Origin of the sequence: Paraburkholderia tagetis (assembly GCF_022213065.1) — a bacterium.
In the GTDB taxonomy this organism is placed as follows: Bacteria; Pseudomonadota; Gammaproteobacteria; order Burkholderiales; family Burkholderiaceae; genus Paraburkholderia; species Paraburkholderia tagetis.
This window is the reverse complement of the sequence record NZ_JAKLJA010000002.1, coordinates 428,037-442,418: the sequence shown is the minus strand read 5'-3', so window position 1 is coordinate 442,418 and position 14,382 is coordinate 428,037. Positions and strand designations below refer to the sequence as shown.

Below are 14,382 nucleotides of genomic sequence, written 5' to 3'. Positions count from 1 at the left end.
ATCGCTGGCTCCGGTTGCACTGCGCCGCTCCCTACGCCTTGAGCGCATCGATCTGCGTTGCCCCGACGAGCGGCAGGTCGCGGATCCTCACACCGGTCGCGTCGTGGATCGCATTCGCGAGTGCCGCTGCGGCTGGACCTTGCGCCGCTTCGCCGACCCCGAGAAAGGGGCGGCCTGGGCGATCGATCAGCACGACGTCCACCTGTCCAGGCACCGATGAAAACCGCATGATCGGATAGGTACTCCAGTCGAAGCTCGTGATGTGCTGCCGGTCGAACTGCGTCTGTTCGTAAAGCGTCCAGCTCGTGGCTTGCAGGATGCCCCCTTCGATCTGATTGCGCACACCGTCGGGATTGACGATCTGCCCGCAATCGACGGCTGCGACGACGCGCTCGATGCGAACCTCGCCGGTATCGCGGTCGACCGTCACCTCCATTGCGAGGGCAACGTAGGCCATCAGATTCTTGTACTGGGCGAACGCGAAACCGGCGCCGTGCGGCCGCAGGCTCGATGGCGCGGCGCGCGCGATGCGCGGCTGCCAGCCGAATCGCTCGACCACCGCATGAATGACATCCTGGGCCCGCGAATCAGCGAGGTGTTTGAGGCGGAACGCAACGGGATCCGCCTGTGCGGCGCCGGCGAGCTCGTCGATGAAGCTCTCGATCGCGAACACGTTCATGTGCGCGCCGAGCGAACGCATGGCCGACACGCGTATCGGCATATCGGGCAGGAAGTGATAACGGACATGCAGGCCCGGCAGACGATAGAGCGGAATGCTGTTGCGATCGCCGCCGCCTTCGGGCATGGGGATCGGCTTGGGCGGAGCCGGCGTGAAGGGCGGCGAAAGAAGTTGTGCGGGCAACAAACGTCCCGCATTCGCGATGCGGTTGTTATGCGTATTGCTCCATAGCTCGTAACGCCAGTCGACGATGCTACCGCCTGAATCGAGCGATGCGCTTGCCTGAACGATCATCGCGGGACCGAACGGCTCCCACTTGTGTTCCTGTTCGCGCATCAACTGGACGCGCACCGGCCGGCCCGGCAACGCGCGCGCGATGAGCGCGGCGTCGGCGGCGACATCGTCCGCGCCGTTGTGGCCGTAGCAGCCCGATCCTTCGACGTGAATGCAGCGCACTTTCTCGCGCGGCATCGCGAGCATTTGCGCGAGGCCCTCACGCAACGGGTAGACGCCTTGCGTGTGAGTCCAGATAGTCAGGACACCGTTATCGATCTGTGCGAGTGCGCACGATGGGCCGATCGAGCCATGCGTCAGATAAGGCCTGGAATAGCGCGCTTTCAATGTCGCGGCGGGCGCGATCGCGGCTGGGGCAACGCCTTGTTCGGCCACCACGATGTCCTGTGACGGCAGGCTCATCAGGAAATCGTGGACGGTTTGCGGATCGGGCAGGGGCGCGCCGGCTTGCCACCGCGCAGCGAGGGCGAGTTCGCGCATCGCGACGATCGCACGCCACTCGTCGTCGGCGACCACGGCGAGGTAGTTGCCGTTGCGCACGACCTTCATGACGCCCGGCAATGCCTCCACGCGTGTGCTGTCGACCGATATCAGGCTTGCGCCATAGGCAGGAGGCCTGACGACGCGGGCATGGACCATGCCAGCCAGCCGCAGGTCCTGAACATAGCTGGCACCGCCCGTCACCTTCGCGGGAATATCCACGCGCGGCAGCGTGCGGCCAATGACGGCATAGCGCGTTGGGGGCTTCGTTGGGACATCGGGCTGCGCGTCCTGATGCAGGTTTGCATGACGGACGGCTTCGCCATAGCTCACGCGCCGGCCATCGGGAGCCAGGATCGCACCATCGCGCGTGGCGAGCAGGGGGGCATCGACGCCAAGCTGCGATGCCGCGCTCGCGACGAGCAGCATCCGCACCTGAGCCGCGGCATGGAGGATGGCGGTGCCGCTATCGGCCAATGTGTGGCTGCCTGCCGTGTAGCCCTCGTTCGGCGTCGAGGCGGTATCCGCGGTGATCAACTGAATGACATCAGGATTGAGATCGAGCGCTTCGGCGGCAATTTGCAGGAGCGCCGTGCGAACGCCGGTGCCGAGTTCCACCTTGCCGGTACATACGCTCACCTGGCCGTCGGGCGCGATCCTGATCCAGGCGTCGAGCAGCGGTGTCGTCTTGAGACTGCCTGGCAGCCCGGGAGCGCTCGTGTTGAAGGTGCCCGCTTCAGTCGTGGTTTGCGCAAGGGCGAGCCCGCCCGGCACGATGGCGAAACTGACCATCAACGAGCCGCCTACCAGGAAGCGGCGCCGTCCAGGGGCACTTGGTGCATCGGGTGCGTCTGATGTATCGGGCGCATCGGGTGCATCGGGTGCATCGGGGCCGCGATGCGTTGCACCGGAGCATCGGCGTGCGTTGCTCACGACTTCGCTCCTTCGCTCGCGTCCGACGGGCGAAGCGCGACTTGCCGGATCGCGGCAAGTATCCGCATGTGCGTCCCGCAGCGGCAGAGATTCGGCTCCATGTAGCGGCGAATCTGTTCATCGGTCGGGTGCGGCGTGTTCTCCAGCAAGGTCTGCGCACGCATGATCATTCCTGCGATGCAGTAGCCACATTGCGCGGCTTGCTGGTCGATGAACGCCTGTTGCAGCGGTCCCGGATGATCCTCGGTGCCGAGCCCCTCGATCGTCAGCACTCGCCGCTCCCCGACCGCCGCGACTGGCATCAGGCACGAGAAGACCGGCTCGCCATCCACGCTGACCGTGCACGCGCCGCATTGCCCGAGCCCGCAGCCGAACTTCGCGCCGTTGAGCTGCAACTGGTTGCGCAGCACGTAAAGCAGCGGCGTGGACGGATCGGCCTCGACCGTGCGTGCGACGCCATTGACGTTGAGTGTGATCATCGTGACGGGCTTTCCTTGCGAAGACGCGCCACTGCGCTTGCGTCGAGCGTGGGCCACGGCCCTCGCGCGGTGAAGCGCGTGCGCGTGTAGTTGGCGAGCTCGGCGATCTGCGCATCCGTGAAGGTCTGGGCGAAAGGCGGCATGAAGTGCGCGGCCTCGCTTCCCTGCCAGTCGATGCCGTCGAGCATGATGCGGACCAGGTTGCGCGGGCTGTCGGCGTTGATGCTCGTCGAGCGTGACAGGGAAGGGCTATCGCCACTCATTTCCATTGGCGTGCCTTCGCCATGGCACGATGCACAGGCCGCGGCGAAGAGACTTGCGCCGCTGCTGGATCCGGGCGTAAGCGGCACGCGGGGCGTAGAAGCGGTGGTCGCAGAAGCGGCGGAATTCGCAGGGGCGACCGGCGGCGCGGGCTGCATGACCATCAGGTATGCGGCGATTGCCTGGACATCCGAAACAGAGGCGTCGGCAAGCGCGCGCGTGACCGAACGCATTGGACCGGCTGCGGCGCCGTGTTCACTGGCGTAGCCCGTGCGCAGATAGCTGACTAGCTGGGTTTGCGTCCAGGGCATTGGGCGTGTCGAAAGATCCGTCAACGCGGGCGCATCCCAGCCCTCTATCGTGCCGCCCTGCAACGCGCGGTTGCGCTGCTCGGCACCGAGGCGGCCGAGCGGCGTGTGGCACGCACCGCAATGTCCGAGACTTTCGACGAGATACCGCCCACGGGCAACCTCTGGCGCTTCGGGGCGGGGCGAGGGCGCTTCGGCGCCGGGATGCAGGAAGAGCAGATTCCACATCGCCATGACGGGCCTGAAACCCAGCGGGAATTTCAGGTCGTTGTGCGGCGCAGGCGCGTTGGCGGGCTCGCGGCTCATCAGCCACGCGTAGAGCGCGGCGATATCGGCGTCGCTCGTGTGCGTGAAGTCAGGGTACGGAAACGCCGGATAAAGCAGATGACCATCGCGCGACACGCCGCGCCGCATGGCGCGAGCGAACGCCTCGAGCGACCAGCTTCCTATGCCGGTGTTCTTGTCCGGCGAGATATTGGTCGAATAAATCACGCCATAGGGCGTCTGTAGCGCTTGTCCGCCCGCGAGGGGCTGGCCGCCCTGCGCGGTGTGGCACGCCATGCAGTCGCCGATTGCCGCGAGCCTGGCGCCTTGCCCCACCGCCACAGCGTCGCCTGCGGGCGGTGAAGGTGTCGACACCGAATCGAGCGGAGCCTCCCACGCGTGCGCCACGCGCGCGCCACCGGCGGCAAGGGCAAAAACGGTGACGGCCGCGCCCGCAATCCGCATTCGTCTGCGTTTCATCGCGTCTCCAGAGCCGGGCGCCGGCGGGTCGTGCGGGAATCACGGCACGCCGCGCGAGGAAGCGCATCACGCGTGCCCGGCCTGCCCATGCAGGGCCTCGTCTTTTAATTGTTCAAATAAATCAAATATTTAAATTCCTTTGCTCGTGATCTGGCGGAGCGGTTTCCGAACTTTTTATGCTCCGGATTCGCAAAACATCAGATTTTTTCATGTGTCCCTCTAAAGTTCCGAGGTGGAAGGTCGTTACCCCAAGCATGGCGGTCGAAACAAAGCGTTAGACAGTCCGCCGACGCCGCGGTAGCCGTGGCGCAAACGGGGGCTCAGCCCTACCAAGGAGAATTTCCATGCTCGGAATCAATAGCAACATTAACTCGCTCATCGCGCAGCAGAACCTGACCGGCTCGGGCAGCGCGCTGTCGCAAGCGATCACGCGTCTGTCGTCGGGCAAGCGCATCAACAGCGCAGCGGACGATGCAGCGGGTCTTGCGATCTCGAACATCATGCAGACCCAGATCAACGGTCTGAATCAGGGCGTGTCGAACTCGAACGACGGCGTGTCGATGGTGCAAACGGCATCGAGCGGCCTGTCGTCGCTGACGAACAGCCTGCAGCGTATTCGTCAGCTGGCGGTGCAAGCATCGAACGGCAGCATGACCAACAGCGATCGCGCGGCGCTGCAACAGGAAGTCTCGCAGCAGGTTTCGGAAATCAACCGTATTGCGTCGCAGACGACGTACAACGGCATGAACATCCTGAATGGCTCGCTGGGCAGCGTGTCGTTCCAGGTCGGTGCGAACGTCGGCCAGTCGATCAACCTGAACCTGACGCAAAACGTGTCGGCTGAAACCCTGGGCGGCGGCTTTGCCAGCGCCGGCTCGGTGCTTGGTTCGGTTTCCAACCTGAGCCTGAATAGCTCCGGCACCGCTGTCACGTCGGGTGCAACGATCACGGCGGTGAACATCGTCGCCGATGGCAAGGGCGGCTTTACGTTCACGGACCAGAATGGCGTTGGCATCAGCTCGACGGCTTCCGGCAACCTGTTCACGGTTACGGCGAACGCTAACCCGAATCTGCCTTCGACGATCGAAGCGAAGGTCGGCAGCGCGATCGATCCGTCGTCCTCGATCAGCACCATCAACACCAACAATGGCACGGGTGGGGCAACGCTTATCGCTGCGGGCACCACGCTCGGCACCATTCAGAACATCAGCATCAACTCGAGCGGCACGCAAGTGCCGGCCGGCACGGCAAACGCCATCACGTCGGTCACGGTGAAGGCTGACGGCCAGGGCAACATGCTGTTCTACGATCAGAACGGCACCGCACTGGCCGCGCCGGGCGCCGGAGGTTCGCCGCTCTCGAGCTATATGACCTACACGGCTGCGACCGGCTACACGGCAGGCCCGCCGGCGAGTGTTACCACTTCGGCCACGCTGGTCAAGACGGCAACGGATCTCACGAACACGGCGGTCGATAGCGTGAACACCGTGAACACGCCGGAGCAAGTGTCGAACGTCGATATCAGCACGGCCGCTGGCGCTAGCGCAGGCATCTTGTCGATCGACAGCGCACTGAATACGGTCAACAACCTCCAGGCAACGCTCGGCGCCGCGCAAAACCGCTTCTCGGCAATCAGCACGACGCAGCAAGCCCAGGCAACCGACCTGTCGACCGCCCAGTCGCAAATCCAGGACGCCAACTTCGCCCAGGAAACCGCCGCACTGAGCAAGGCGCAAGTGCTCCAGCAAGCCGGCATCTCGGTGCTCGCGCAAGCGAACTCGCAGCCGCAGCAGATCCTGAAGCTCCTGCAGTAATACGCGCTTCATGCGATTCAAGCAGTAAGCGTTGCGCGCTCCGCCCGCCATACCCGGGGCGCGCAACGCTCGCCAACCGGGAGCATCGCCTCCCGTTTGGCGTTTTTACAGACCTGAACCGATTCACCCGGCATCGCCGGCGCACGGAGCCTCTTCATGTCCACCGTATCCGGTACCTCGAACTCGAATCTGGCCGCCGCCACCACGGCAGCGACCAACACCGCGTTACAGCAAGCCGCGCAGTCGATCATCAGCGGCTCGACCGGCAATTCGTCGATGGACGTGAGTTCGCTCGTCACGGCGCTCGTGAACAGCAAGATCGCCGGCCAGGCCGCCTCATTGGCCGCGCAGCAGCAACTGGACAACACGCAGATCTCCGCCTACGGCACGCTCTCCGCCGCACTCTCGGCGTTGCAGGCGGGCCTCACGTCGCTCTCGAACGGCACGACGGTCAACGCATTCACGGCCACCATGAGCGGCACGGGCATCACGGCTTCGGCAGCCAGCGGCGCGGTCGCCGGGACGTATTCGATCGACGTGGCCCAGGTCGCGACCGCACAGGTGCTCACATCGCGAGGCTATAGCGCGACCCAGGCACTGGCCTCGGGTCCGGCCACGATGACGCTCTCCATCGGCAGCGCAAGCACCACGATTTCCCTTGATGGCTCCAACAGCACCGTTTCCGGCATTGCCGCCGCCATCAACAGCGCGAGCAACAATCCCGGCGTGACGGCCACGGTCGTGAACGGCACGGACGGGGCCCACCTCGTCCTGCACGCGAACGCGACCGGCTCGCAGAACGCCATCAGCATCCAGGTGAGCGATTCGAATTCGGGCGACGCGCTAAATGGCCTCGCGGTGACCGGCAACGCCGGCACCTCGCTCAACGGCACCTCGAGCGCGAGCAGCGCGCAGCTCGCGGCCAACCAGTCGACGCTCAGCAATGTCCAGTCGTCGGGGTCGCCGGCTACGCCCAACTGGACCCAGACGACGGCCGCGCAGGACGCGTATTTCACCCTCGACGGCACCGGCGTCACCAGCGCGACGAACTCGGTCACCTCCGCGCTGGCGGGCGTCACGCTGAGCCTGAGTGCCGCGTCGGTCGATACCACGGGCAAGTCGCCGCAGACGCTCACCATCGCTCAGGACACGACTTCGCAGTCGAATGCGATCAACCAGTTCGTCACGCTCTACAACACGCTCGTGACGACCATGAGCACGCTCACCGCATTCAGCTCGACTGCGACTTCGCAGGGTCCGCTGCTGGGCGACTCGACGCTGGACCTCGTGCAGAACCAGTTGGCTTCGATCGTCGCGACCGGCGTGAAGAACGGCAACACGACCACGAGTCTCGCGACGATCGGCGTCACGCTCAATGCCGATGGCTCGCTCTCGGTCGACAGCACCACGCTGAGCAGCGCGTTGCAGAACAACCAGGCCACGGTGGCCAAACTGTTCAGCTCGACTAACGGCGTGGCCGCGCAACTGAACACCAACATCGCCGGCTACCTGTCGAGCAACGGCGTGATCCAGACGCGTACTAACGCGATCAACTCGGACCTGACGAACCTCTCGACGCAAAAAACGGCGCTGTCGACGTATCAATCGCAGCTCACCAGCATGTACAACGCGCAATTCACGGCGCTCAACACGCTGATGGCGACGATGAACAACAATCAGCAATACCTCACGCAGCTCTTCGGCGGCCAGAATAGCGCGGGCGCGATGGCCACCAACAGTAAGTGACACCATCGAGGTCACAGGTCATGCAAGCACCGGCGCACATCGAACGCATCTGGCAGTTCACGAGGGACATCGAACAGGCGGCCGCCGTGGGCGAATGGGAGCGGGCCGCGCAGCTTGCGAGCGAGCGCTCGCCGCTGCTCATGTCGCTTGGCGCACAGCAATCGGCTGCCGCGCTCGCCACGCTCAGGGAAATCCAGGCGATCGACATTCGCGTCGCCGAAGCCGCGCAGGCCGCCCAGCAGGCATTGGGCGCCGAATATCGCGCGGCCATGCAGGCCACTCGCAACGCCAGTCAGTATCAGCACATCGCTCAGTTCTGAACGGGGCACACATCGCATCGCGCGGAGCAACGACCACCATCGCTCGCGTTGCTCCCGTTCATTCCGGCCCCGCCCACCCTGAATTCCCCCGTCTTTACAGGCTTGATGACTAAAGCGCATCAGGTCGTGCATAGATATCGGTTGATGCCCGCCTGCTGGCTGCCGACAATTTCCCTTTGGATCTTCGCAGCACCATTGTTTCCGATGCGAAATTTTTGACGCATCGCGGGCATGAGCGTGTATAGTTTCCCGAAGCATCAATATTTCCTATCGGAAACATCGACGAGGTTTCTCAGTGAAAGCATCTACCATCCTTTCGGAACTTGGCATCTCCCATCTCGCGGAAGCTGGCGATATCGCCGTTCATTCGCCCATCAATGGCGAGCTGATTGGCCGCGTGGCGAGCCAGTCCGTCGCCGATGCCGACGCTGCGCTTGCGAAAGCGCAGGAGGCGTTCAAGGCCTGGCGCAACGTGCCGGCGCCGCGACGCGGGGAACTGGTTCGCGTGCTCGGCAACAAGCTGCGCGAGCGCAAGCACGCACTGGGCAGCATCATCACCCTCGAGACCGGCAAGATCCTTCAGGAAGGGCTGGGCGAAGTGCAGGAGATGATCGACATCTGCGACTTCGCGGTGGGGCTTTCGCGTCAACTGTATGGGTTGACCATTGCGTCGGAGCGTCCCGGTCACCGGATGGCCGAGAGCTGGCATCCGATGGGCGTTTGCACCGTCATCTCGGCGTTCAACTTTCCGGCCGCCGTGTGGTCGTGGAATGCCGCGCTCGCCTTGGTGTGCGGTAACGCGGTCATCTGGAAGCCTTCGGAGAAGACGCCGCTCACCGCGCTGGCCGTCGACAAGATTCTGCAAGACGCGCTAAAGGAATTCGGCGGCGCGCCCGAAGGGCTCACGCGCCTCGTCAACGGCGGGCGCGATGTTGGCGCGAAGCTGGTGGCCGACCCGCGCTCGAATATCGTGAGCGCCACCGGCAGCACCGAAATGGGCCGTGCGGTGGGCGTGGAAGTCGCGCGCCGCTTTGGCCGCACGATTCTGGAGCTCGGCGGCAACAACGCGGGCATTGTTTCGGGTACCGCGGACATGGAGCTGGCGCTGCGCGGCATTCTGTTTTCCGCAGTGGGCACGGCCGGCCAGCGTTGCACGACGCTGCGCCGCCTGTTCGTGCACGAGAGCGTCTATGAGCAGGCCGTGGAGCGGTTGAAGACGCTCTATGGCAAGGTCTCGATCGGCAACCCGCTGGAGCAGGGCACGCTGATGGGGCCGCTCATCGACGAGCAGTCGTTCAATCGCATGCAGGCTGCGCTCGCGAAGGCCCGCAGCGAAGGCGGCAAGGTCTTTGGCGGCGAACGCCATGCGGTTGCGGGCAACGAAAAGGGCTTCTATGTGCGCCCGGCGATTGTCGAAATGCCTTCGCAAACCGAGGTCGTGCTCACCGAGACCTTCGCGCCCATTCTTTACGTGCTCAAGTACAGCCGCTTCGAAGACGCCATCGAGGCCAACAACGCGGCGCACCACGGCTTGTCGTCGTGCGTGTTCACGACCGACCTGCGCGAGAGCGAGCGTTTCCTTTCCGCATCGGGTAGCGATTGCGGCATTGCCAATGTGAACATCGGCCCGAGCGGAGCGGAAATCGGCGGTGCATTCGGCGGCGAGAAGGAAACCGGCGGCGGTCGCGAGTCGGGTTCGGATGCATGGAAGGCCTATATGCGGCGCGCGACGAATACCGTGAACTTCTCGTCTGCGCTGCCGCTTGCACAAGGCATCGATTTCAACATCGACTAAGAAAATCGCACTGCGGAGCAAGTCGTGAGCGCAAAAGTCGTTATCGTTGGCGGCGGGGTCATTGGTAGCTCGATTGCATACTTTTTGCGCGCGTCGGACCCGACGATTGCGGTCACGGTTATCGAGCGTGACCCGAGCTATGCAAGGTCGTCGTCGGCGTTATCGGCGGCTTCGATCCGGCAGCAGTTCTCCACGCCGCTGTCCATTCAGATGTCGCTGTACGGCATCGAATTCCTCCGCAACATTGGCGAGCGGCTCGAAGTGGAGGGCCACAAGCCGTGCATCGATCTGCATGAGGGCGGCTACCTGTTTTTAGCCACGCCGACGGGCGAAGCCACGCTCCGCGAAAACCACGCGCTGCAAAAGCGCCTGGGCGCGGATATCGCGCTGCTTTCGCCGGACGCGCTCAAAGAAAAATTTCCCTGGCTGAACGTGGACGACATTGCTGCCGGCGCTTACGGTCTCAGCGGAGAAGGCTGGTTCGACGGCTATGGACTCGTGCAGGCGCTGCGCAAGAAGGCACAGGCGCTGGGTGCGCGATACGTCGCTGCGGAGGTGAGCGGTCTCGAACTCGATGGTCGCAAAGTTACGCACGTGCTGGCGAGCAACGGGGAGCGCCATGCCTGCGATACGCTCGTGAATGCCGCGGGAGCGTGGGCGCGCCGCATTGCCGTAATGATGGGCATCGACATTCCGGTGTACGCGCGGCGTCGCAGTATTTTCAACGTGTCGTCGCCGGCACGGCTCGCGAACAGCCCGCTGCTCATCGATCCCACGGGCGTTTATTTTCGGCCCGAAGGCACGACGTATATCACCGGAACCTCGCCGAGCGAAGAGAACGACCCGAACGATCTTCCGCTCGACGAAGTCGATCACAACCTGTTCGACGAAGTCATCTGGCCGACGCTGGCCCATCGGGTGCCGGAATTCGAAGCGCTGCGCGTCGAGCATTGCTGGTCGGGCTACTACGAGTACAACGTGTTCGACCATAACGCGATCATTGGCTATCACCCCGATATCGAAAACTGCGTGTTCGCGAACGGCTATAGCGGCCACGGCCTGCAGCAGGGGCCGGCAACGGGGCGCGGTGTGAGCGAGCTTATTATTGGCGGCAAATATGCGACGCTGGATCTATCGTCGCTGAGCTGGGAGCGTGTGCTGGAGAATCGTCCCATCGTCGAAAAGAACGTCGTGTAGTTGCGGCGCGGGAAACGGCTGGGGAATAGCGGGCAGGGGCAGCGCATCGCGCGCGCCGCTCGGGCATGAATGGTAAGCTTGCCGGTGTCAGATCGCATGGGGTCGGGTTCACAGCCATCGTCCCGTGCGCCAAGCCGGTCCGGCAAATCCGGCGCCCCACGCCCACCCTGTTTTCTTTCATCAGATGGATACGCTGAACTGCATGCGGATTTTCGTCCGCGTTGCCGAAGAAGGCGGCTTTACGGCCGCCGCACATCGCCTGGATATCACGACGGCCTTTGCGTCGCGCGCGGTGGCAAGCCTGGAAACCCATCTGCAAGCGCGCCTGCTCAACCGGAGCACGCGCCGCGTCGCGCTGACCGAGGCTGGCGAGCGTTATCTGCGGCGTTGCGAGCAGATTCTCGCGTACATCGACCAGGCGGAAGCCGAGGCGGGCGACGCGCAGGCGCTGCCGTCCGGCAGGCTGCGGGTCCATGCCACCACGAGCTTCGGGCAGGCCTACGTGGTGCCCGCCGTCATGCAGTACCAGCAGCGCTATCCCTCGGTCTCGGTGGAGCTCACGCTCTCGCAGCACGTTCCGGATTTGCTCGACGAGGGGTATGACGTGACCTTGCAACTGAGTTCGGCGGAGCTGCCCGATTCGGCGCTTGTTTCGCAGACGCTGGGCGTGGTGCATAGCGTGCTGTGCGCTTCGCCTGGGTATTTACGCGAGCGCGGAACGCCGCACAGCGTCGCCGAGCTTGCGGATCATGCCTGCCTTCAGCTTCTCACGCCGGTTTTTCCCCGTGACCGATGGCATCTCGAAGGGCCGGACGGAGCCCATACGTTCGAATTGCCGCCCTCGACGTTCCAGGTGAATGTTCCGGACGCATTGGCCGCCGCATTGCGCGAGGGCGTGGGCATAGGGTCGCTGCCCATGTCGAGCGCGGTGCCCGCGTTACGTAGCGGCTCGTTGCTGCGGGTCTTGCCTGACTATTGGCTTCAGAAGCTCACGGTGTATGCGATGTACGCGTCGCGGCAATATCTCGATGCCAAGATCAGAACCTTTGTTGATTTTCTCAAGGAGTCTATTCCGCAGGTGCTCGTTGCTGATGAGGCGGCGCTGCGCATGCCGGACTATTGCTCGGAAGCTGCTTAGGGTGTAGTGGGGCTATTGAGATTGCTTTTTTTTCGCGGGTTCTTGGTTGTCGCGTTTCCTTGTGTTCGTGGTGGTCTATTAGTGTTGCCCCGCACAGGGGCAACGCTTGCAGACCGACACGAACACAAGGAAACGCGACAACAAGGAAACAAAAAAAATCAGTACAACAACACCTGCACGACCTTAACGATCACGAGAATCACAGCCACGACCAGATAGCCGCGCAGCGCGCCCATCCAGACGCGCTTGGCGAGCGTGAGATTGGGCGGCGGCAGTTCAGCGAGCGGCGGCATGCGCCACATATCGCGCGCGCCTTGCGGCCAGCACTGATTCTGAGGTGCGCTCTCGCCGCGCAGCCAGCGCCATCCGAGCATGGCTGCATGGCCGGCCACCGCCAGCAGCGTTCCGGATACAAGAATAACGATGATCGTCTCGCCGCTAATGTCGGGGTACATGACCGAAGCCGTGAGGACGATCGAGAGCATGACCAGCACCCAGACGACCGCGCCTGTGAACAGATTCAGCGCCTTCGAATTGACCCACGGTCCTAGCACCGCACGGTCGTTGCACAACAGCAGCAGAAACACTGTCGCGCTTGGCAGCAGCACGCCCGCGAGCGTCTGCACGGCTTCGGTCAGGAGGCCCAGCGGGCTGCCCGGAATGAGCACGATGGCGGCCGCGGCGGCCACGATGCCGAAATAGACGAGGTAAAAGCCCTTCGCGTCGCCAACGCCGCGATGCAGAGAATGCCGGATCTTGAACACGTCGCCGATCGCATACGCCGTCGAAAGCGACACCGCCGCCGCGCCGATAATGGCTGCGTCGAAGAGCGCGATTGCGAACAGCACGGCCGAGGTGCGTCCCGCATATTTTTCGAGGCCGGCGATCACGCCGCCCGCATCGGTGAAATTGCCGAATTCGGGCTTGCCGGCAAAAAGCTGCGAGCAGAACGCGATCATCGCCACGGCGCCAATCAGCACGAAGAAGATGCCGATCCACAAATCGGCCTTTTCGTATTTCATGTAGCGCGGCGTAATGCGCTTGTCGATCACATAGCTTTGCTGGAAGAACAATTGCCACGGGGCAACCGTGGTGCCGACGATGCCGATCACGAGCAGCATCACGTCGGAGAGCTTCGAGTGAGCGGGCCATCCAGGAACGAAGAAGTCGCGGGCCATCTGACCAACGGGGGGATGAATCGACACGAGCACCGGCACGAGCAGCAGGCTCAGCACGCACAGCGTGATGGCGAAGCGCTCGAAGCGTCTGAAGTCGCCTGTGCTCACGGCTGCCATGGTCAGCGCGGCGGCAATGCACACACCCGCAATCTTCGGGATACCGAAGAAATCGAGCACGAAGACGATGCCGATGAACTCGGTCACGATCGTCAGCGCATTGAGGATGAACAGGTCGATCACGCTGAAGGCGCCCCAGAATTTGCCGAAGCGCTCGAAGATCAAACGCGCGTGGCCGACACCCGTGACGGCGCCAAGACGCAGCACCATTTCCTGGTTCACGTAGAGCACGGGCACGAGCAGCAGCAGCGTCCAGAGCAGGGTGGTGCCGTAGTTCTGGCCGGCCTGCGTATAGGTGCCGAAGGCGCCCGCGTCGTTGTCGCCCACCATCACGATGAGGCCGGGCCCGAGGATGGCAAGGAGCGTGCGCAGGCGCGGCCACCAGCCCGCGCGCGGCGCGAGGTCGTAATGGGAGATGGTGCCGAGCGCCCCTTTGATGTCGCCCACGTGGGCTTCGTCGAGCACGGCGCTGCGTGGCGGCGATACGTTCGTCTGCGTGAAGTTGGCTGGAGTGGACATGGCGTTCCCGTGTTTTGAGTTGTCGGGGTGAAGCGTCGTGCGCGCGTCGTGCGCGCGAATAAGGCGACGCGGGCTCGGAGAGCGTGACCCCTCGCATGTCGATCCACGCGTTCGCGCGCAGCCGCTCCGGCGAGCAGACGCATACGAACGCCGTTGCGGGCGGAGGCGCGCAACGCCAGCCGTACAGACGCGCGAACGCTGCGTCCAGACGGCGCTGAATTGTGGGTGCACGGGAGTGTTACTGCGACGCGCACCGTCTGCCTGCTGGCGGGACGGTGGCGATGAGAAAAAACGCGGACGTCCTGCCGGTCAGGCAGCGAAACAGTTCGAAGATCGACTACTGCAGGTGTCCAAGGCGTTAGCCCCTTTCGTGAAGATTT

General features: G+C 63.7%; 10 protein-coding genes. 6 read left to right on the top strand and 4 right to left on the bottom strand.

Annotated features, from left to right (window positions below):
- Window positions 1-31: 31 nt before the first annotated feature.
- The 3 genes from L5014_RS04895 to L5014_RS04885 form a co-directional block, all read right to left on the bottom strand.
- The gene (locus tag L5014_RS04895; RefSeq protein ID WP_238462515.1) at window positions 32-2,245 is read right to left on the bottom strand and encodes a xanthine dehydrogenase family protein molybdopterin-binding subunit; all 2,214 of its coding nucleotides are present in this window, start codon (window positions 2,243-2,245) and stop codon (window positions 32-34) included.
- A 137-nt stretch (window positions 2,246-2,382) separates the two neighbouring features.
- Window positions 2,383-2,865, bottom strand: a complete 483-nt coding sequence (locus L5014_RS04890) for a (2Fe-2S)-binding protein (RefSeq protein ID WP_238462439.1) — start codon at window positions 2,863-2,865, stop codon at window positions 2,383-2,385.
- Window positions 2,862-4,178: a c-type cytochrome gene (locus L5014_RS04885; RefSeq protein ID WP_238462438.1), complete on the bottom strand. Its 1,317-nt coding sequence runs from the start codon at window positions 4,176-4,178 to the stop codon at window positions 2,862-2,864. Before L5014_RS04885 ends, L5014_RS04890 begins: the two co-directional genes overlap by 4 nt.
- A 344-nt stretch (window positions 4,179-4,522) precedes the next feature.
- Here L5014_RS04885 and L5014_RS04880 point away from each other — a divergent pair, with 344 nt between their 5' ends.
- The 6 genes from L5014_RS04880 to L5014_RS04855 all read left to right on the top strand — a co-directional run bounded on the left by L5014_RS04880 (window position 4,523) and on the right by L5014_RS04855 (window position 12,188).
- Complete coding sequence (locus L5014_RS04880) at window positions 4,523-5,992, top strand: flagellin N-terminal helical domain-containing protein (RefSeq protein ID WP_238462437.1); 1,470 nt, start codon at window positions 4,523-4,525, stop codon at window positions 5,990-5,992.
- Window positions 5,993-6,148: 156 nt separating this feature from the next.
- The gene (fliD, locus tag L5014_RS04875; protein WP_238462436.1) at window positions 6,149-7,738 is read left to right on the top strand and encodes a flagellar filament capping protein FliD; all 1,590 of its coding nucleotides are present in this window, start codon (window positions 6,149-6,151) and stop codon (window positions 7,736-7,738) included.
- Window positions 7,739-7,758: 20 nt separating this feature from the next.
- Window positions 7,759-8,058: a flagellar protein FliT gene (gene fliT, locus L5014_RS04870; protein WP_238462435.1), complete on the top strand. Its 300-nt coding sequence runs from the start codon at window positions 7,759-7,761 to the stop codon at window positions 8,056-8,058.
- 295 nt (window positions 8,059-8,353) lie between these two features.
- Entirely contained in the window at window positions 8,354-9,853 is a 1,500-nt protein-coding gene (amaB, locus tag L5014_RS04865) for an L-piperidine-6-carboxylate dehydrogenase (protein WP_238462434.1), read from the top strand.
- 24 nt (window positions 9,854-9,877) lie between these two features.
- Complete coding sequence (locus L5014_RS04860; protein ID WP_238462433.1) at window positions 9,878-11,050, top strand: NAD(P)/FAD-dependent oxidoreductase; 1,173 nt, start codon at window positions 9,878-9,880, stop codon at window positions 11,048-11,050.
- A 184-nt stretch (window positions 11,051-11,234) separates the two neighbouring features.
- Window positions 11,235-12,188: a LysR family transcriptional regulator gene (locus tag L5014_RS04855; protein WP_238462432.1), complete on the top strand. Its 954-nt coding sequence runs from the start codon at window positions 11,235-11,237 to the stop codon at window positions 12,186-12,188.
- 158 nt (window positions 12,189-12,346) lie between these two features.
- Here L5014_RS04855 and L5014_RS04850 read toward each other — a convergent pair whose 3' ends face one another.
- Window positions 12,347-14,002, bottom strand: coding sequence for an NRAMP family divalent metal transporter (locus tag L5014_RS04850; protein ID WP_238462431.1), 1,656 nt, complete (start codon window positions 14,000-14,002; stop codon window positions 12,347-12,349).
- Window positions 14,003-14,382: the final 380 nt, after the last annotated feature.

Bases quoted from the DNA above. Each gene is read 5' to 3' on its own strand.
- L5014_RS04895 (WP_238462515.1), bottom strand. From the start codon at position 2,245: ATGGTCAGTTTCGCCATCGTGCCGGGCGGGCTCGCCCTTGCGCAAACC.
- L5014_RS04890 (WP_238462439.1), bottom strand. From the start codon at position 2,865: ATGATCACACTCAACGTCAATGGCGTCGCACGCACGGTCGAGGCCGAT.
- fliT (WP_238462435.1), top strand. From the start codon at position 7,759: ATGCAAGCACCGGCGCACATCGAACGCATCTGGCAGTTCACGAGGGAC.
- L5014_RS04850 (WP_238462431.1), bottom strand. From the start codon at position 14,002: ATGTCCACTCCAGCCAACTTCACGCAGACGAACGTATCGCCGCCACGC.
- L5014_RS04880 (WP_238462437.1), top strand. From the start codon at position 4,523: ATGCTCGGAATCAATAGCAACATTAACTCGCTCATCGCGCAGCAGAAC.
- L5014_RS04885 (WP_238462438.1), bottom strand. From the start codon at position 4,178: ATGAAACGCAGACGAATGCGGATTGCGGGCGCGGCCGTCACCGTTTTT.
- fliD (WP_238462436.1), top strand. From the start codon at position 6,149: ATGTCCACCGTATCCGGTACCTCGAACTCGAATCTGGCCGCCGCCACC.
- L5014_RS04855 (WP_238462432.1), top strand. From the start codon at position 11,235: ATGGATACGCTGAACTGCATGCGGATTTTCGTCCGCGTTGCCGAAGAA.